Source organism: Sporosarcina sp. Y1011, from assembly GCF_057669885.1.
On record NZ_JBYHFP010000002.1, the window covers coordinates 388008 to 405674 of the forward strand.

At 41.7% G+C, this 17667-nt stretch carries 16 protein-coding genes; 6 read left to right on the forward strand and 10 right to left on the reverse strand.

The features are described 5' to 3' along the window. Positions 1 to 13: 13 nt before the first annotated feature. The 6 genes from AC25Y5_RS04090 to AC25Y5_RS04115 are packed head-to-tail and all read right to left on the reverse strand — an operon-like array spanning position 14 to position 6598. Positions 14 to 1006: an ABC transporter ATP-binding protein gene (locus tag AC25Y5_RS04090; protein WP_488139218.1), complete on the reverse strand. Its 993-nt coding sequence runs from the start codon at positions 1004 to 1006 to the stop codon at positions 14 to 16. Positions 1007 to 1019: 13 nt separating this feature from the next. After that, positions 1020 to 2036, reverse strand: a complete 1017-nt coding sequence (locus AC25Y5_RS04095) for an ABC transporter ATP-binding protein (protein WP_488139219.1) — start codon at positions 2034 to 2036, stop codon at positions 1020 to 1022. A 20-nt stretch (positions 2037 to 2056) separates the two neighbouring features. Next, the gene (locus AC25Y5_RS04100) at positions 2057 to 3502 is read right to left on the reverse strand and encodes an aldehyde dehydrogenase family protein (protein ID WP_488139220.1); all 1446 of its coding nucleotides are present in this window, start codon (positions 3500 to 3502) and stop codon (positions 2057 to 2059) included. Between the two features lie 23 nt (positions 3503 to 3525). After that, positions 3526 to 4272 carry an SDR family NAD(P)-dependent oxidoreductase gene (locus AC25Y5_RS04105; RefSeq protein WP_488139221.1) on the reverse strand — a complete coding sequence of 249 codons (747 nt, stop codon included), beginning with the start codon at positions 4270 to 4272 and terminating at the stop codon, positions 3526 to 3528. Further along, entirely contained in the window at positions 4256 to 5368 is a 1113-nt protein-coding gene (locus AC25Y5_RS04110) for a tartrate dehydrogenase (RefSeq protein ID WP_488139222.1), read from the reverse strand. The genes AC25Y5_RS04105 and AC25Y5_RS04110 overlap by 17 nt, the downstream gene beginning before the upstream one ends. A 6-nt stretch (positions 5369 to 5374) precedes the next feature. Continuing rightward, positions 5375 to 6598 carry a M20 family metallopeptidase gene (locus AC25Y5_RS04115; protein WP_488139223.1) on the reverse strand — a complete coding sequence of 408 codons (1224 nt, stop codon included), beginning with the start codon at positions 6596 to 6598 and terminating at the stop codon, positions 5375 to 5377. Between the two features lie 433 nt (positions 6599 to 7031). Here AC25Y5_RS04115 and AC25Y5_RS04120 point away from each other — a divergent pair, with 433 nt between their 5' ends. The 5 genes from AC25Y5_RS04120 to AC25Y5_RS04140 all read left to right on the forward strand — a co-directional run bounded on the left by AC25Y5_RS04120 (position 7032) and on the right by AC25Y5_RS04140 (position 12924). Next, positions 7032 to 8441, forward strand: a complete 1410-nt coding sequence (locus tag AC25Y5_RS04120) for an amino acid permease (protein ID WP_488139224.1) — start codon at positions 7032 to 7034, stop codon at positions 8439 to 8441. 1087 nt (positions 8442 to 9528) lie between these two features. Further along, positions 9529 to 9750, forward strand: a complete 222-nt coding sequence (locus AC25Y5_RS04125) for a DUF2187 family protein (RefSeq protein WP_482101311.1) — start codon at positions 9529 to 9531, stop codon at positions 9748 to 9750. Between the two features lie 264 nt (positions 9751 to 10014). Beyond that, a complete protein-coding gene (locus AC25Y5_RS04130; protein WP_488139225.1) occupies positions 10015 to 10677 on the forward strand; it encodes a lysoplasmalogenase in 663 nt (220 codons plus the stop codon). Between the two features lie 35 nt (positions 10678 to 10712). After that, on the forward strand, positions 10713 to 11939 hold the full coding sequence (gene pepT / locus AC25Y5_RS04135) for a peptidase T (protein ID WP_488139226.1): 1227 nt from the start codon (positions 10713 to 10715) through the stop codon (positions 11937 to 11939). 22 nt (positions 11940 to 11961) lie between these two features. After that, entirely contained in the window at positions 11962 to 12924 is a 963-nt protein-coding gene (locus tag AC25Y5_RS04140; RefSeq protein WP_488139227.1) for a DMT family transporter, read from the forward strand. Positions 12925 to 12993: 69 nt separating this feature from the next. Here the strand turns inward: AC25Y5_RS04140 and AC25Y5_RS04145 are convergent, their stop codons facing one another. Genes AC25Y5_RS04145 through AC25Y5_RS04155 form a run of 3 tightly spaced genes read right to left on the reverse strand, consistent with a single transcriptional unit; the run spans position 12994 to position 15637 of the window. Further along, complete coding sequence (locus tag AC25Y5_RS04145; RefSeq protein ID WP_488139228.1) at positions 12994 to 14100, reverse strand: ABC transporter substrate-binding protein; 1107 nt, start codon at positions 14098 to 14100, stop codon at positions 12994 to 12996. A gap of 15 nt (positions 14101 to 14115) precedes the next feature. Then, on the reverse strand, positions 14116 to 14904 hold the full coding sequence (locus AC25Y5_RS04150) for an ABC transporter ATP-binding protein (RefSeq protein WP_482106022.1): 789 nt from the start codon (positions 14902 to 14904) through the stop codon (positions 14116 to 14118). Positions 14905 to 14908: 4 nt separating this feature from the next. Further along, entirely contained in the window at positions 14909 to 15637 is a 729-nt protein-coding gene (locus AC25Y5_RS04155; protein ID WP_488139264.1) for an ABC transporter permease, read from the reverse strand. Between the two features lie 173 nt (positions 15638 to 15810). On the opposite strand from AC25Y5_RS04155, the gene AC25Y5_RS04160 reads away from it, so the two are divergent. After that, entirely contained in the window at positions 15811 to 16209 is a 399-nt protein-coding gene (locus AC25Y5_RS04160; RefSeq protein ID WP_488139229.1) for a hypothetical protein, read from the forward strand. Positions 16210 to 16293: 84 nt separating this feature from the next. Here the strand turns inward: AC25Y5_RS04160 and AC25Y5_RS04165 are convergent, their stop codons facing one another. Continuing rightward, positions 16294 to 17565, reverse strand: coding sequence for an acetyl-CoA hydrolase/transferase family protein (locus AC25Y5_RS04165; RefSeq protein WP_488139230.1), 1272 nt, complete (start codon positions 17563 to 17565; stop codon positions 16294 to 16296). Between the last annotated feature and the right edge of the window lie 102 nt (positions 17566 to 17667).

The following is a 17667-nucleotide window of genomic DNA, read 5'->3' on the forward strand; positions in this document are numbered from 1 at the left end:
ATTCATTAGTTTTTCAAATAGATATTGGCTGTTCCGAATAAAGATGGCAAGCCACGGATTGCCCATCTTTTTGCCGGATTAGTTCAGGGCGTTCAATTTTACATCGATCAAAAGCATGGGAACATCGTGTATGAAATGCACATCCCGGCGGTGGATCTGAAGGACTTGGTGGCTCACCCTTCAATTGAATGATTTCTCGTTTACTACCAAAGTCAGCAACAGGAATTGCAGATAATAAAGCCTGGGTGTAAGGATGTAATGGATTATTATAAATGTCTTTTTTGGGGCCAATTTCAACCAATTTCCCTAAATACATCACACCTACACGATCACTTATATGTTTCACAACACTTAAATCATGGGAAATAAATAAATAGGTCAACTTAAATTCATCTTGTAAATCCATCATTAAGTTCAAAACCTGTGATTGAACCGAAACATCAAGGGCTGAAACAGGTTCGTCTGCAATTATAAGTTGTGGATTCAATGAAAGCGCTCTCGCAATTCCTATACGCTGTCTTTGTCCACCTGAAAATTCATGCGGGAATTTTGTTAGAGACTCTTTTGGTAAACCAACTTTCCCAATTAAGTCAAGTACTTTTTTGGATTGGTCTGATTTATTTAGTATTTTCCGTACAGCTAAAGGCTCACTTATAAGTTTCCCCACGCGCATTCTCGGGTTCAATGAAGAATATGGATCTTGAAAAATCATTTGCATATTCTTTCTATAATTGTCTAATTTTCGAAGGCTTAATTTCTCAAGATTCGTTCCTTCAAAAATAATTTCCCCTTCAGTAGGTTCTAGTAAGCGCAGAATTGTTCTCCCTAATGTAGATTTACCAGAGCCCGACTCTCCTACAATTCCAAGCGTTTCTCCCCTATACAAATCAAAACTTATATCATCCACAGCTTTGACTTGACTGCTTTTGCCTTTAAATGCAGCACCTTTGATCGTGAAATATTTTTTCAGATTTTTTATTTCAAGTATTTTTTCTCTTTCATCCACACTAATTTCCTCCTTAATCCCCAAAAAGATGACATCTTACTTTATGCTGAGGATTAACCTCTATAAGATTAGGATTCTTTTCAAGACATATATCCATTGCATGTTCACATCTCGATGCAAATCTGCAACCTTTCGGAAATAGATGGGCTGGGGGTACAGAACCGGGTATCGAATCCAATCGTTCCAACTCTACGTCTACATTCGGAATGGTTTTTAATAATGCAGTCGTATATGGATGCTTCGTTCTCAAGAAGAGATCCTTGGCAGAGGCTTCTTCAACAATTTGACCCCCATACATAACAAGTACACGATCTGCCACTTCGGCGACAACGCCTAAATCATGTGTAATTAGCAAAATAGAGGAGTCGAACTTTTCCTTCATATCCACCATCAAATTTAGAATTTGAGCCTGAACCGTTACATCTAGTGCTGTAGTCGGTTCATCGGCGATTAATAGCTTAGGATTGCAAGACATCGCGATAGCAATCATTACCCTTTGTCGCATCCCACCAGATAATTGGTGTGGATATTCTTTAATAATTTTTTCAGCCCTAGAAAAACCAACAATTTTCAATAAATCTACTGCCTTTTTATAAGCATCTTTTTTCTTTAGTTTTTGATGCTCCATCATCGATTCTACAATCTGACTTCCTATCGTAAACACCGGGTCCAAAGATGTCATCGGTTCTTGAAAAATCATTCCAATGTCTTTCCCACGGACGTTGCACATTTCACCTTCTGATAAGGTTAACAATTCTTTTCCTTCAAGTTTAATCGAACCCTCTACAATTTCACCTGGAGGACTTGGGATTAGTCTCATAATTGATAATGAGGTTATGCTCTTTCCACTGCCAGACTCACCTACTAATGCAACTGTTTCACCTTTATTAATCGAAAAGCTGACATCATCAACTGCTTTAGCAATTTTCCCTTTCCCCATATGAAAATAAGTTTTCAATCCTTTAACCTCTAAAAGACAGACGTTAACATCTAGCGGAGAAGGTTCACTGTTAATTTGTAGGCTTTGCATAAATTCACCTCTTCTCACTGTTAAATACCAAATTTAATGGCTATATTCTTGATTTGTGTATAATTTCTTAATGCCACGAAACCTTTTTCTCTTCCAATTCCACTTTTTTTATAGCCACCGAAAGGCATTTGGATTCCACCAGCTGCTCCATAGTTGTTAATGAATACTTGACCCGACTTCACCCTTGAAGCTACATAGTGAGCAACGTCGATATTTTGTGTCCAAATCCCCGTAACGAGACCATAGTCAGTCCCATTAGCCAATTGGATAGCATCCTCCGCATCTTTAAAAGTAAACACACTTAATATTGGTCCAAATATTTCTTCTTGAGCTAATGAACTGGTGTGGGATAGCTCATCTATAATTGTAGGCTCAATGTAATAACCACCTTCTGAACCTTCAACTGACACCGCCTTTCCTCCCGCAATAATGCTGCCTAAATTCTTAGCCTCTTCAATTCGACTCATGATTTGATCATATTGCTTTTTGTTTAGAATCGGCCCAATATCTTTATCTTCACTCCCAGGACCAACTGTTAATGTATTAAACTTAGTTATTAACTTGTTCAAAAACTCTTCTTTGTATGATTCTTCTATCAAGAGCCTCGAGCCTGCCGAACATGTTTGACCCGCATTTTGGATAATTGCTTTAACGACCCCCTCCAATGCTTTCTCTTCAGATGCATCAGCAAATACAATATTAGGTGACTTACCGCCAAGTTCAAGAGTCACAGATACAACATTATTTGCTGCCGCTTTCATAACTGCAACTCCTGTATTCACAGATCCAGTAAATGTCACATGAGCAATGTCAGGATGCGCCGATAATGGTCCTCCGACATCTACACCTAAGCCTGTTATATGTTGGAAAATCCCTTTTGGTAATTCACTTGCAGAAAACCACTCTGCAATCGCATGGGCTGTCATTGGAGTATCTTCTGCACTTTTAACGATTACTGCATTTCCAGTTGCAATAGCAGCCGCTACACTTCTAGAAATAATTTGAAGCGGATAATTCCAAGGGATTATGTGAGCGGTTACACCAAGAGGTTCAAGAACTGTAGCATTTAATATCCCTTCTTCAATCGGGATTGTTTCCCCCATCACTTTGTCTGCTGCACCGCCATAAAACTCAAAATACCTAGCGGCAGCTTCAACATCTGAACGCGCTTGTGACATTGGTTTACCAACATCTTCACATTCCCACTCGCTCCATTGTTCTGCATTTTCTCTAATATAATTTGCAAAGCTCACAAGAAGTTGTCCACGTTCATAAGCCTTTACCCTTCTCCACTCGTCACTTTCAAACGCTATTTGTGCTGCAACAACAGCTTGATTTACGTGAATTTTACTACCTTTTACGATTTCCGCTATTTTCTTTCCGTTTGATGGATTGAAAACTGGTAACCACTCATGGCTATCGTCACCAATCCATTCTCCATCTATCAACATTTGAATTCGTTTCATTAGCTATTCACTGCCTCTCGTTGTTACAAACCTCTTCCGCCATCAACGTTTAATGTAGCGCCAGTTACCATTTTTGCATTATCTGATAATAGATAGATGACAGCACTCGCTATATCTTCTGGTTGAATTAATTCACCTAAAGGAACGCTTTGCTTAAATAGATCATTTTTCACGGCAGATACATCCGCGTTTTCCCCAGCAAATTGCCCAAGCATGTTTGTATCCGCAGGACCCGGATGAATTGTATTAACCCTGATTGAATGAGGGGCCAATTCGATCGCCATTGCCCTGGAAAAACTCTCCGCCGCTCCCTTTGAAGCAATGTACGATTGGAGACCTGGCCGTGGTCTAACGGCTGAAATCGATGCAATGGTAACAATTGAGCCCCTGTTTTTCGGCTTCATATATTTAACGGCTTGCTTACAGGTGATAAACAAACTGGTTGCGTTAATATCCATAAGCCGATGCCATTGCTCTAACGATACTTCCTCGATAGGAGTTTGAGATTGCGCAATACCCAATGCATTGACTAGACCATCTATTTTACCTTGTTCATTATTAATCTCCTCAAAGATTTCCGAGACTTTTTGTTCATCTAAAACATCAGCCTCTTTGGCTACAAAGTTTGGTTGCTGAATATCTTTTAATGAATCTACTGACAAATCAATTCCAATAACGAAAGCGCCTCGTTCCAGCAATTGTGAAACGATTGCTTTTCCCATTCCTCCGCCTGCACCAGTTACTACAACGACTTTATCTGTTAATTTCATGATTTAAACTCCCCATTTTCTCAATGATATACCGTTCTTGTATTTTCTCAACAATAGCTTTACCCATTTGTTCAGTCGTTGCATTTCCACCAATGTCGGCTGTCTTTATTTTCCCTTCCAAAAGTACATCTTCGATTGCATTGATGATTATTTTAGATAGGTCTGCTTTGCCCAAGTGATCTAGCATTAAAGCTGCAGACCATATTTGAGCAATTGGATTTGCGATTCCTTTTCCAGCAATATCAGGTGCAGACCCGTGAACTGCTTCAAACATTGAAGGGTATTCCTTTTCGGGGTTAATATTAGCTGAAGGTGAAAGTCCTAGACCCCCTACAATTCCAGAACCAAGATCCGATAGAATATCTCCAAACAGGTTGGATGCAACAACAACTTCAAAGGATTGTGGCCTTTGGACAAAATATGCAACGAGCGCATCAATGTAGTAAGATTCTAGTTCCAACTCAGGATACTCTTCTTCCACAACTCGCTTTACATGCTCATCCCACAGCTTCATTGCATGGGTAACAGCATTCGATTTTGTTGCACTCGTTAACTTCCTTTTGCCGTTCTTTACCGCATATTCACTAGCTGCTTTTGTTATTCTTTCAATTCCACCGCGGGTCATAATTGTATTCTGAATGGCCAGTTCGGAATCCTGCGAATCAAACATGCGACCGCCACTATCCGAGTATTCTCCTTCCGCATTTTCGCGGAAGATGACAAAATCGATATCCTCGCCGTTCAATAGAGGTGATTTAACTCCAGGCAACGATTTAACCGGCCTGAAGTTTACATATTGTTGGAATTTCTTTCGAATTGGCATAATTAATTCCCAGACCGTAACGTCATCCGGAACACGTGAATCACCAATAGCTCCAAACAAAATAGCATCGAAGTTCTTTAGCGTTTCCAGTCCGTCTTCAGGCATCATTCGTCCATTCGCTACATAATAATCCGAGTTCCATGGAAATTCCTCAATATTCAACACAAAATCCTTTTCATATTCTTCCAACACCCTCAATACTTTTACTGCTTCTCCCATTACCTCAATGCCGATTCCGTCCCCCGGTATAACTGCGATCTTAAATTCTGTCATATTCTATCACTCCTTTGCATTTAAAAATCGGAGAGCCGCGTCTCTAAATATTGCAGTTGTCACAGCTAGTTCTTCGATGTCGATATATTCGTTGATTTGGTGTGGGATATCTCGGTCCCCTGCACCAATTGTTACTATAGGTATGCCGTGCATATGAAGAAATGTCCCGTCCGTTGCTCCAGGAACTCCGTTATAAATCGGCTTCTCCCCTGTTACCGATTCAACCGCATCGTATATTGCCTGTACAACAGGGTCATCAGCAGCGGTAATTGTAGAAGGTCGGTTATCGAGAATCGTTAATTCAGATTTAAAATCTGGATCAGACTCTTTTAGTTTGTCAATAATCGCATTAATTCTTCCTAATAATTCATCGTGGTCTTGAGCTGGAACTGTTCGAATATCAAGCGTCATCATGCAGTGGTCCGGAATGACGTTAATCTGTGCATCTCCTTTCACGGGTGCTTGTAAAATCGTCGGAGTAATCGAAGGCCATTTTAAATAGGGATCCTCACCCAATCTTGCTTGCTCTTCTTTCTCCAATTTCTCCAGTTCTACTATGAGTCTTGCCATGCGCCAATTCGGGTTAATGCCACTCCAAGAAATTGCACCGTGCGCCATCTTCCCAAAAATGTCTACCCTTATCCGCATAGCTCCACGTTGTGCAATACAAACGTTATTCTCTTCCGGTTCGCAAATGATTGCTCCATCTACACCATCTGCCCAACCTTGTTTAATGAAGTGCTTTATGCCACTCATCATGCCTTCCTCATCCACAGGAATACATAAAATTATTTTCCCTTTGAATTCCTCTTTATCCTGAAGGAGTGAATGGACAGCAGTTATCATGCAAGCTAAATTCCCCTTAGTATCATTTGTACCGCGACCGTACATCCGTCCATCCTCGATATGTGCACTAAAAGGATCATAAGTCCAAGCATCCCTATCTCCCTCAGTCACGACATCAGTGTGACCTTCAAATAGAAGAGTCTTACCAGGTTTTCCTGAGTCGACAATCCCGATGACGTTCGGTCTTCCTGGCACAACCTCTTCCACATGTGTTTCAATCCCAAGTTCCCTTAAATACGCGGCAACGTGCATCGCTACTCTTGTTTCATTTCCATCCGGAGTATTTTCCCTATAAACGCTTGGAATGCGTACTAGATCCGAAGTTAAATTAATTACAGCCTCCCGATCTCGAATATAAGTCTTATTTTCAGCCTTTATCTTCATCTAATCTCCCTTTCCAACCTAGCATTTTTTTTAAATGAGATCGTACCTATATTATCCTGCCACTTAAATTAACTCTTTCGAATATTCTATTTCAATTTTAAATAGTAACCGCTTTCATTTAACTAGACAAAGTGTGAGCACTTCTTGGTAAAGTTTGGACATATTGCCCAACCGAAAAATGGTAATGGTTTTTTTAACACATTGTATAAATATTTTTCCTATTGGTTTACAAGTCGTCTACTATAATTCAGAGATTTTGTTGTATGATTGGTATATTGACCTATACAAATACTCAGTTATAAGTACTTGAAACCGCTTACATACAAAAGGAGGTCTACCATTCATTCTAAATGAACATGATTGACAAAATCATTCAAGACAGATTACGGTAATTTAAACGAGAGAATAATCACTTTTACAAGGGGGAATGTAGATGTCTCATCAACAAGGTAAGTTAAATCCAGATTTAAAAATCCGGCACATCAGTATGATTTCAATTGCAGGTGTCATCGGAGCTGGACTGTTTATCGGAAGTGGTGCAGTTATTAACGCTTCAGGGCCGGGCGCGATTCTATCCTACGCATTTGCAGGAACAATTGTCGTCTTAGTCATGCGAATGCTCGGTGAGATGGCAGCCGCACATCCCACAAGCGGATCCTTTTCCACCTATGCATCCGAATCAATCGGGCCGTGGGCAGGCTTTACAATTGGATGGTTATATTGGTTTTTCTGGGTAGTCGTTATAGCAATTGAAGCAATTGCCGGTGCAGCTATTATGCAATACTGGATTCCTGATTTCCCACTTTGGTTAATGGCATTAATTTTAACTATCTTGCTAACACTGACAAATCTTTTTTCAGTAAAATCCTTTGGAGAATTTGAATATTGGTTTTCCCTTATTAAAGTCGTAAGTATCGGCTTGTTCCTCGTCCTCGGTCTTTGTGTTATTTTCGGTTGGTACCCCGGAGTTGAGGCTCCCGGTACAATGAATCTTTTAGGTGCAGGCGGATTCATGCCAACTGGATTTGGATCTGTCTTAATAGGCATTACAGTAGTCATCTTTTCATTCATGGGTACCGAAATTGTTACGATTGCAGCCGGCGAGTCTGACCACCCGGCAAAAGCGGTTCGAATTGCGACAAATAGCGTTATTTGGAGGATTCTCATCTTCTATATCGGTTCAATAGCGATTGTAGTCACTTTACTGCCTTGGAATTCCGCAAACTTACTTGTCAGTCCGTTTGTCGCTGTTCTCGATTATGTAGGTATTCCTGCCGCGGCACAGATTATGAACTTTGTAGTCTTAACCGCCGTTCTATCTTGCTTAAATTCAGCGCTCTATGCGAATTCCCGGATGTTGTTCGGGATGGCACAGAAAGGCGATGCACCAAAAGCCTTTTTAAAATTAAGTAAAAGTGGCGTCCCTATCCGAGCAATCCTATTCAGTACAATCTTTTCATATATCGCGGTCATCTTTAGTTATATCTCGCCCGACAAGTTATTTTTATTTCTTATAAACTCGTCCGGGGCTGTGGCACTTCTGGTCTACCTGGTCATCGCATTCTCACATTTACAGATGCGAAGACGACTTGAAAAGGAAAACCCAGAAGCACTTCAGATTAGAATGTGGCTGTTCCCTTACCTAACGTACGCAACCATCGTCGTTATTGCGGGAATATTTATCGCAATGCTTATCATTGAATCATTGCGAGTACAAGCTGTACTTACGTTACTTATAGCTGGTTTGACCGTTGCTTCTTACTTCATTTTTGTCAGAAAGAAAAATGGTATAGGAGAATTGGAGAAAGGCATTGTACAGGCATCTTCAAGGACACTTCCCTAACAAAGAAAAAAACATCCAGTATCGCTTTTTAATAAAAGCGATACTGGATGTTTTTTATTTTTTTAAAATCCCCTGAGCCTTTGCCACACCCACGCCGAGGGTGTTCACTATTAAGTGGGTTGTGATTCGGAGTGTGGATTGTAGACCGCTTGGCGCTTTGGGGATGCCTTTGAGGGCACTGAAAAAATCCGATTTCCTTCATATCCCGTTGATTTCCGTTCCGAGCCGACGCTTTCCGCGGGCACGGCTTCAGCCTCCTCGTCACTGCGTTCCTGCGGGGTCTTCAGCTCGCGCTGTTCCCGCTGGAGTCGCCGCTCTCCACTACAATCAACTAGTTCTTATTATAATAAAGAACTTTTTCAGTGGCCTCGATGCCTTTCGCCATGAACTTGGATTGGCGCTTCGCATCCAGGCTCAGAACTTCGGCGATCCCTTTGCCGCGCCTGTGCTGGAGTTGTATTTTTGAGATGTATGGACTGAAATTATAATGTGATTGCTATTTGATACTATCTTCATTGAAGAAAGACGCACTATAGGCTGCATGTCTAATTTCCCTATAACGAAATGAGCTTTCTTACACAGACCATCCAGCGCAGGTGCGACTTCGTGGTAGCCGGAGCGATAAGACTGAAAGTGGTTTTCTTTCCGGCTTATCGCGGGAGGCATCCACAAAGCGGCGAAGCGTTATTAGAGGGGTTTCTGATTCTATCTACCGGGACTTTTATTAATCACCTTCGCAAAGATAGATAACGAAATGTATTCTATCCCTAAAATGTATGAAAGTTCGTTACTTGGTAATCATAAACTACAGCATCAATGGACATGCTTTTATATAAGAAGGTATCTAAACAATATTTCATTAAGAAAAACGTTGAAATCGCTCAAATATACTCCTCTTTTTGACCATCAAATCTACTTTAATGCAAATTTCGTTAAAATATGGTATACTATTAGTAGACAACACATGAAATATAGTTTACGGTTAGTTGTTTTCCATCTTCATCTACTTTTACTTTTTGCTTTGGGTTTCCCAAAAGCACTCATTAAATAGATGGCAAGATGAGAATGGATAATAGGGGGAATTCGAATGGCTTTTCCACGTAGGGAAAAAGAAGTATCGGATTTTGTCGCAGCGCGCAGAATCGATGAAGAAATTTCGTTTGTCCGTAATGAACACGAAGTGAATGGTACTATTTTTAAAATACTTGAGAACTCCGTTATCGTTGAAATTACATCGAAGGACGCCGAACTTATTGGTGCCGCTTCAAACTTAACTGTTGTTTCACATAAGAATTACTCAATCGTTTAATAAAGCATACCTAACAATCAATGGGGATTTACCTAATCTCCCATTGATTGTTTTATTTCTATAAAGACTAAAAAGGCATCTGCTTGAACAATGATGCCTTTTTTCTATGCACACTTGGAAGAGCAACTCTCTCTATAAATTACAATTCCCAATAAATCTGTTCCGTGTATTAAGCACATGATTATTTGCCCACTTCAACTAGACAATTAAAGAAGGATTTTACTGGTCACCTCCCGAAAAGTAATAGAAAAGGGGGTTATCCTGATGCTTCGAATTCTTTTACTTACCGCAATTGTTGTAATGGGAATCATTTATATTTTCTTTATCCCCACTAACCCTATCGGTCTAAAGATTCTCATGAAACTCATTCCAATGGTACTCATTATTCTGTTTGCGGTAACGACAAGACCTTTATTTTCCCGTAAATATAAACGGATCATTATCGCTGGGCTTATCGTCTGTATGATTGCCGATGGTGTCATATATTGGTTTTTACCCGGCCTTATCACATTTTTCATAGGACATATTTTTTATATTTTTGCATTCCGTCATGTTGGATACAAGTCAATGCCATTCCGGGCAGCAGTTCCGCTCCTTCTATATGGTAGCGGCATGGCAATATGGATAGCTGGTTCACAGTTTTCTAACGGGCAGACTGTTCTTGGTATCGCCATTATCGGTTATATTGGTATTATTATAACGATGGGATGGATGGCCATCCGCACAAGATTAAAACTTGCGATTATTGGTGCTTTGTTATTCATGTTCTCAGATTCAGTTCTTGCAATTGATCGGTTTGTTTTCGAAATCCCCTATCGCGATGCATTCGTTATGATGACGTATTACGCGGCACAAACCCTCATAGCGGCCAGTATCGGTAGCCGGATTGTAAAGTATTCCGTAAACCGGAGCAATCTGATAGGATAGATGCATCAGAACTTTATTAGGAGGTTTACTTTAATATGAAAGAAAAATTATTTGAGCGTCTTGTGCGCTATGCAAAAATTGATACACAATCTGATGCAGCTAGTACTTCCACACCTTCGACAGTTGGCCAATGGGACCTCCTGCATGAATTGCAAAAAGAACTTGCAGAAATTGGGCTAGAAGACATTACGCTTGATGATTACGGTTATTTATTTGCAACACTACCTGCCAATACGGATCGCGATGTACCAGTTATCGGTTTTCTTGCGCATGTTGATACTGCAACCGATTATACAGGGAAGAATGTTAACCCAAAACGTATAGATAACTACGATGGCAACGATATACAACTGAATGACAGTACCGTAATGGCCGTAGACAATTTCCCTGAACTAAAAAACTATATTGGTCACACACTTATTACTACAGACGGAACAACACTTCTCGGTGCTGACAATAAAGCTGGTATTGCTGAAATTGTTACAGCGATGGCGTTCTTAAAGGAAAACCCTAACTTGAAACACGGGAAATTGCGTATCGCCTTCACGCCTGACGAAGAAATTGGACGCGGTCCGCATAAATTCGATGTCAACAAGTTCGGGGCGAAATATGCATATACGATGGATGGCGGACCGCTTGGGGAGCTGCAATACGAAAGTTTTAATGCAGCAAGTGCTAAAGTTACTTTCCGTGGAGTTAGTGTTCATCCAGGTTCTGCGAAAGATAAAATGGTCAATTCCATTTTACTGGCCAATCAATTCCAAGCAGCAATGCCTGTAGATGAAATCCCTGAAAAGACGGATGGCTACAAAGGATTTATCCATCTTATGCAATTCAACGGATCTACGGAAGAAACAACACTTTCGTATATTGTTCGCTATTTCGACCGTGAAACATTCGAAGCGAGAAAAGAGTTAATGATTGAAACAGCTGACAAGCTAAAGAAGGAATACGGAGACAATATGATTTCACTCGAAATTGAAGATCAATACTTCAATATGGGTGAAAAAATTGAACCCGTCATGGAGATTGTCGATATTATGTCTGATGCATTCAAGAATCTCAGCATAACTCCCAATATCGTACCCGTACGCGGCGGGACAGACGGTTCTCAATTGTCCTATATGGGCATGCCGACACCTAATGTTTTCACCGGCGGAGAAAACTATCACGGGAAATACGAATATATTTCAGTCGACAACATGGAAAAAGCAACACAAGTTATTATAGAGGCCGTAAAACTATTTGAAGAACGTGCATGATTAGAGGGGGATGACCTATGATATGAAAGAAATATGGATTGGTGTCATCTCTTCTGTTTTTTTCGCAGTGACATTCATTTTGAACAGATCGATGGAATTAGAGGGCGGAAGTTGGCTTTGGAGTGCTTCCCTGCGGTATTTCTTTATGGTGCCGTTTTTAATAGCTATTGTCGCTCACCGAAAAGGCCTTGGAGACGTGAAGAATGAATTTATCCGAAAACCCGCCCCATTCTTCATTTGGAGTGTAACGGCATTTGTTCTGTTCTATGCTCCCCTTACGTACGCAGCAGCTTACAGTCCGGGATGGCTTCTTGCTGGCACATGGCAATTGACAATTGTGGCAGGCGTCTTGTTAGCCCCGTTGTTCACATTGGTTGTGAAAACGAAAGACGGTGAAATGAAAATTCGACAAAAAATCCCACTCCTATCACTAGGAATTACACTTGTCATTTTTGCAGGAGTTGTACTGATCCAAATACCGCATGCGCAGAACGTAGAGTTACGTACGCTTTCGCTTGGTATCATTCCCGTCATCATTGCAGCATTTGCTTACCCGCTTGGCAACCGAAAAATGATGGAACTCTTAGGAGGCAGACTTGACACTTTCCAGCGCGTACTTGGTATGACACTCATGACGATTCCCGTTTGGATTGTTTTTTCCATCTATGCATTATGGACTGTTGGACCTCCTTCCTGGAGCCAACTTGGTCAGTCTTTCATAGTCGGTATCAGCTCGGGCGTTATCGCTACAACGTTATTTTTCATGGCTACCGACCGTGTACGAGGTGACCAGGGTAAACTTGCTGCTGTGGAAGCAACACAGTCCACCCAACTCATTTTTGTCATTCTTGGCGAAATGATGATACTCGGTATCGCACTCCCCGGCACAATTTCTCTCGTTGGAATCGCTGTTATCATTGTAGGAATGGGATTACATAGTTTCCAAACAGCACTAGCGAAAAAGAAATTGCCCATCACCAATTAAGGTGTGGGCAATTTCTTTGAGGTGCATATTTTATTACCAAAAACTCTGGCCCACATTTGATACAGTCGATTAGCGTTCATATTCTCCAATTGTTTCTACCGCTATTTCTGTTATTGAAGTATCAATCGCTTTATCAAAATCAATTTCACCACGAATGGCACCGTTTGCTTTGTATGCGTCATATTGTTTTTTTATATCGTCAATGAACATCTTACCATCAGGATCTAGACCAGTTACGTTTACCTTTTCCCATAAAGCGGGGTCTTTTAACGCTGTATGCTTCGTCATAATATCTATTATCTCTTCTTTGCCTTCCCCTTTGATAAATGCATCGTTATAATCGCGCACACCTTTCAAATAGGCCGACATGAATCGCAAAGAAACGTCTTCCTCCTCGGCCATGAACTGAGGAGAGCCCAGGACCATCGCAATTTGGGATTCAGGTGCATAATCGGTTGCATCTCCGAACCGAACGTGAAACCCTTTGTCTACACCTTGTGCGATAAGCGGTTCTATATTAATGGCCGCATCGATGGTTCCGCTATCAATCGCACCGAGCATCGTTCCGAAATCGGCCATGAGTACGAACTCAACATCATCTTGAGTCAAACCTGCGTGCTTAACCATTTCCTCGTAAATGTATCCATCAATCGAGTTGCGAGAAGATACCCCTACTTTTTTTCCTTTTAAGTCTTTATACTCTTTGATTACGTCAACCATATGGTTACCAATAACGAGCGTGAAATACGACTTCCCTGGTACGTTATGCCCTTTATCTGCAATAATCTTTACGTCAATGCCTTGCGCAATCGCATTAAAGAATGATGCGGTTGATACACCGCCCGCAATATCCACTTCGCCCGCCGCTAGTGCTGGTAGCATGTCATCACTGTTTGCAAACTGTGCAAACTCCACTTCGATATTATAGTCTTCAAAATACCCTCGCTCTTTCGCAATGTAGAAACCTGCCCCCGAGGCTGCCCCGTCTTCCGCAATAATAACTTTTGCTCTTTTTTCGAGTGGTGCTAAATCACCGGAAGGATTAACATCAACTGTTTCTTCAGGCTTTTGTTCATCTTCTACCGGTTTTACTGTCTCTTTCGGAGAACAAGCACCAACGAGGAGCGCTAACGCTAATAACGATAGCAACCATCCGCTTTTCATCCACTTTGCCATCGAATCTCTCCCTCTCTATTCAACTTCCCGTCTTGACCTTTGTACTTCTTCTTGCAGGTGTTTCCATATTTCTACGAATTGTCCGGCCATTACAGGGTTTTCTCGTATGTCTTCTATTTTTCGAGGACGTGGCATATCGACACTAATTTCTTGAATAATTTTACCCGGCTGCGAACTCATTAATAAGATGCGATCGCTTAACAACAACGCTTCGTCAATACTATGGGTAATGAATAAAATTGTTTTTCCTGTTTCTGACCAAATGGACAGCAACTCTTCTTGTAAGATAAACTTGTTTTGCTCATCCAGTGCAGCAAATGGTTCATCCATCAGCAATATTTCCGGATCGTTTGCAAATGCACGTGCAATACTTACTCGCTGTTTCATTCCACCTGACAATTCTTTTGGATATAGGGACGAAAACTTTTCCAGACCGGTTTTTTTCAAATAATAAGCGGTGCGTTCTTTTATGAGTTTTTTCGGTAAATGACGCATTTCTAGACCGAATGCCACATTTTTCTCGACAGTAAGCCACGGAATAATACCCTTTTCCTGGAACACCATCGACTGTAGCGGCCGACCTTCTCCATCTGTTGCAATTGTAAATTCACCGATACTCGGTTTCTCGAGCCCTGCTAATATGCGCAGTAACGTTGACTTACCGCACCCACTCGGTCCAACGAGGCAGACAAATTCCCCATCTTTGATTGTAAGATTAATGTCATCCAGTGCTGTTACGCTGCCTTGTTTTTTGTAAAATGCTTTCGTCAGATTCTGAATCACGATTTTTGCTCTTCTGCTCACCTGCTCACCTCCACGGTAACATCTTTTTTTGAATTCCTCGGAGCAATAGAGAGAACAGATAACCAAAAAAGGAAATGAGAATGAGCCCTACATACATTTCTTGTAGTAAAAATGCTTTGTACGATACCCAAATTAGATATCCTATTCCGGATGTTGCCCCCATCATTTCAGCTGCCACAATCGTTAGTAGCGCTATCGCCTGCCCCATCTGAATTCCTTCCAACATGACCGGCATCGCGCCCGGCAAAGCAATTTTCGTAAAAAAATTCAATTTTCCTGCCCCGTAATTTTTGGCTACATCTAAATAGATCGAGTCGATATTAATAACACCTGCAGCTGTATTTATGACAACCGGAAAAAAAACACTGCCCGCAATTGTTATTACTTTTGATAAATCACCAATTCCGAAAAGAATAATAATAATCGGAAGCAAGGCAAGTGTAGGAATCGGCATCAGGGCCATCACAATTGGCGAGACAAAATGCCTGATTGGCGAATAAAGCCCCATTAGTAATCCGATGATGACACCTGGTATGACACCCATTAAAAAGCCCGCAAAAATCCTGTACAATGAAACGCCGATGTGACTTGCCATTTCACCACTGGAAATCATCCCAAAAAAGGTGCTTACAATTGCGGATGGAGGGGGGAAGAAACGGATATCAATCATTCCAGTCCTCGACAAAAATTCCCACATGAGTAGCAGGAACAAGGGAGAAGCAATCGTCAACATCTGTTTCAACCGTTCTTTCGTTTGCCTTTGTCTCCATTCACGCTGCTCGATTTCAAACGGATCGTATCGGACAGCTTTATTATCTCTCTTCAACGTCACCACCTCTTCATTCAAATAGTATGTATCAGCCTAAAAAAGTGTGTTAGGCGCATGCGAAAAAATGGGTCTATTCAGTGATATTTCAACAAGAAATTCATGACAGTCATCTGACTGATAAACTATCTAGTCGGTCGGACACAAGTTGTGGGCAGTCAGGCGCGGGTTATGGACGGTCGCCGCCGGGTTATGGGCGGTCGCCGCAAGTTACGGGCAGTCCACCGCGAGTTATGGGCGGTCAGCCGCAAGTTACGGGCAGTCCACCGCGAGTTATGGGCGGTCAGCCGCAAGTTACGGGCAGTCCACCGCGAGTTCGGGGCGGTCAGCCGCAAGTTACGGGCAGTCCACCGCGAGTTATGGGCGGTCAGCCGCAAGTTACGGGCAGTCCACCGCGAGTTATGGGCGGTCAGCCGCAAGTTACGGGCAGTCCACCGCGGGTTACGGGCGGTCAGCCGCAAGTTAGGGGCGGTCGATAAGGATATATGAGCGGTTGAAATCGAGACAACATCAAAAAGACCATGGAGGTTGGATTCTCCATGGTCGTTGTCACTTCAACTTATTCAAATAATAATCCCGGTCTTCTTTGCGTCAAACAGTAGCTCCTCCCGAAATGCCGGATGAGCGATATCGATGAGTGCTTTTGCACGTGCAGATAACGATTTTCCATACAGACTGGCGATTCCGTATTCTGTAACGATGTTGTCAACGTCGTTTTTCGACGTTGTAACGACAGAACCCGGCGTCAATTGCGGTTTAATGCGCGAAATAGTGTCATTTTTCACTGTTGAATACATGCAGATAAACCCTTTACCATGCTTTGCAAAACGCGCGCCACGAGCAAAGTCAGCTTGTCCTCCAGTCGATGAATAATAACGGCCGCCAATTGTTTCAGATGCGCATTGTCCATAAAAGTCCACTTCGGTCGTCGCATTAATGGAAACGATTCTCTCTTCTTTCGCAATTTCACGTGGATCGTTCACCCTGCTGACCGGTAAAAATTCAACAGCAGGATTTTCATGGAGGAAATCGTACAAACGTTGTGATCCGAAAGCAAATGTCGCTACGATTTTCCCTTTATGTGTAAACTTCTGTGTACCATCGACCGCCCCTGCTTTTACTAGGTCGACGATGCCATCTGTCAGCATTTCAGTGTGGATACCAAGATGACGGTGGTTTTTCAACATACCCATAACCGCATTTGGAATTGCGCCGATTCCTATTTGAAGTGAATCCCCGTTTTCTATGATGTTTGTTACAAATTCAGCGATTTTCAGATCTTTCTCCCCAACCAAAGGTGACTTCTCTTCGGATAATGGCTGATCATTTTCGATGTATCCCGCAACCTGGCTTATATGAATCTGATTTTCACCGTATGTCCGCGGCATATGCTTATTCACTTCTAAAACAAACGGGACATGTCCGATGAATTCCGAAATATAGTCCGCCTGCGTTCCTAAAGAAAAATAACCATGTTCATCCATGGGCGACGCAACCGTCAAGACCATCGACATATTTGTGATTTTCTTCAACATGCGCGGAACTTCATGGAAAACGTTCGGTACTAATTCTATTTTGCCTTCTTGGTAAGCTTTTCGTGTCGCACCGCTTAAGAAGTATGAAACATGTGATAAATGGCCTTTCATTTTACCGTTTATATAATCCCGCTCTCGAAGAGTCAGCATTTGATGAATTTTAACGTCATGTAACTTTGTATGATTCGCTTCCATTATATCCAGCAGACGGTGAGGTTCCCCATTTGCAATCGGAACGATGATATCCGCCTTTTTCCCAATCAACCCTATAAACTCATCTGCATTCAATCGTTTTTCCAATTTGATTTCCACCTCTGTAAGTTTTCAACTAGCAATTAGTATACAACAGACTGAACGCTCACTCAACTTGATGACCTATCACTTTGATGGATATAATGGATG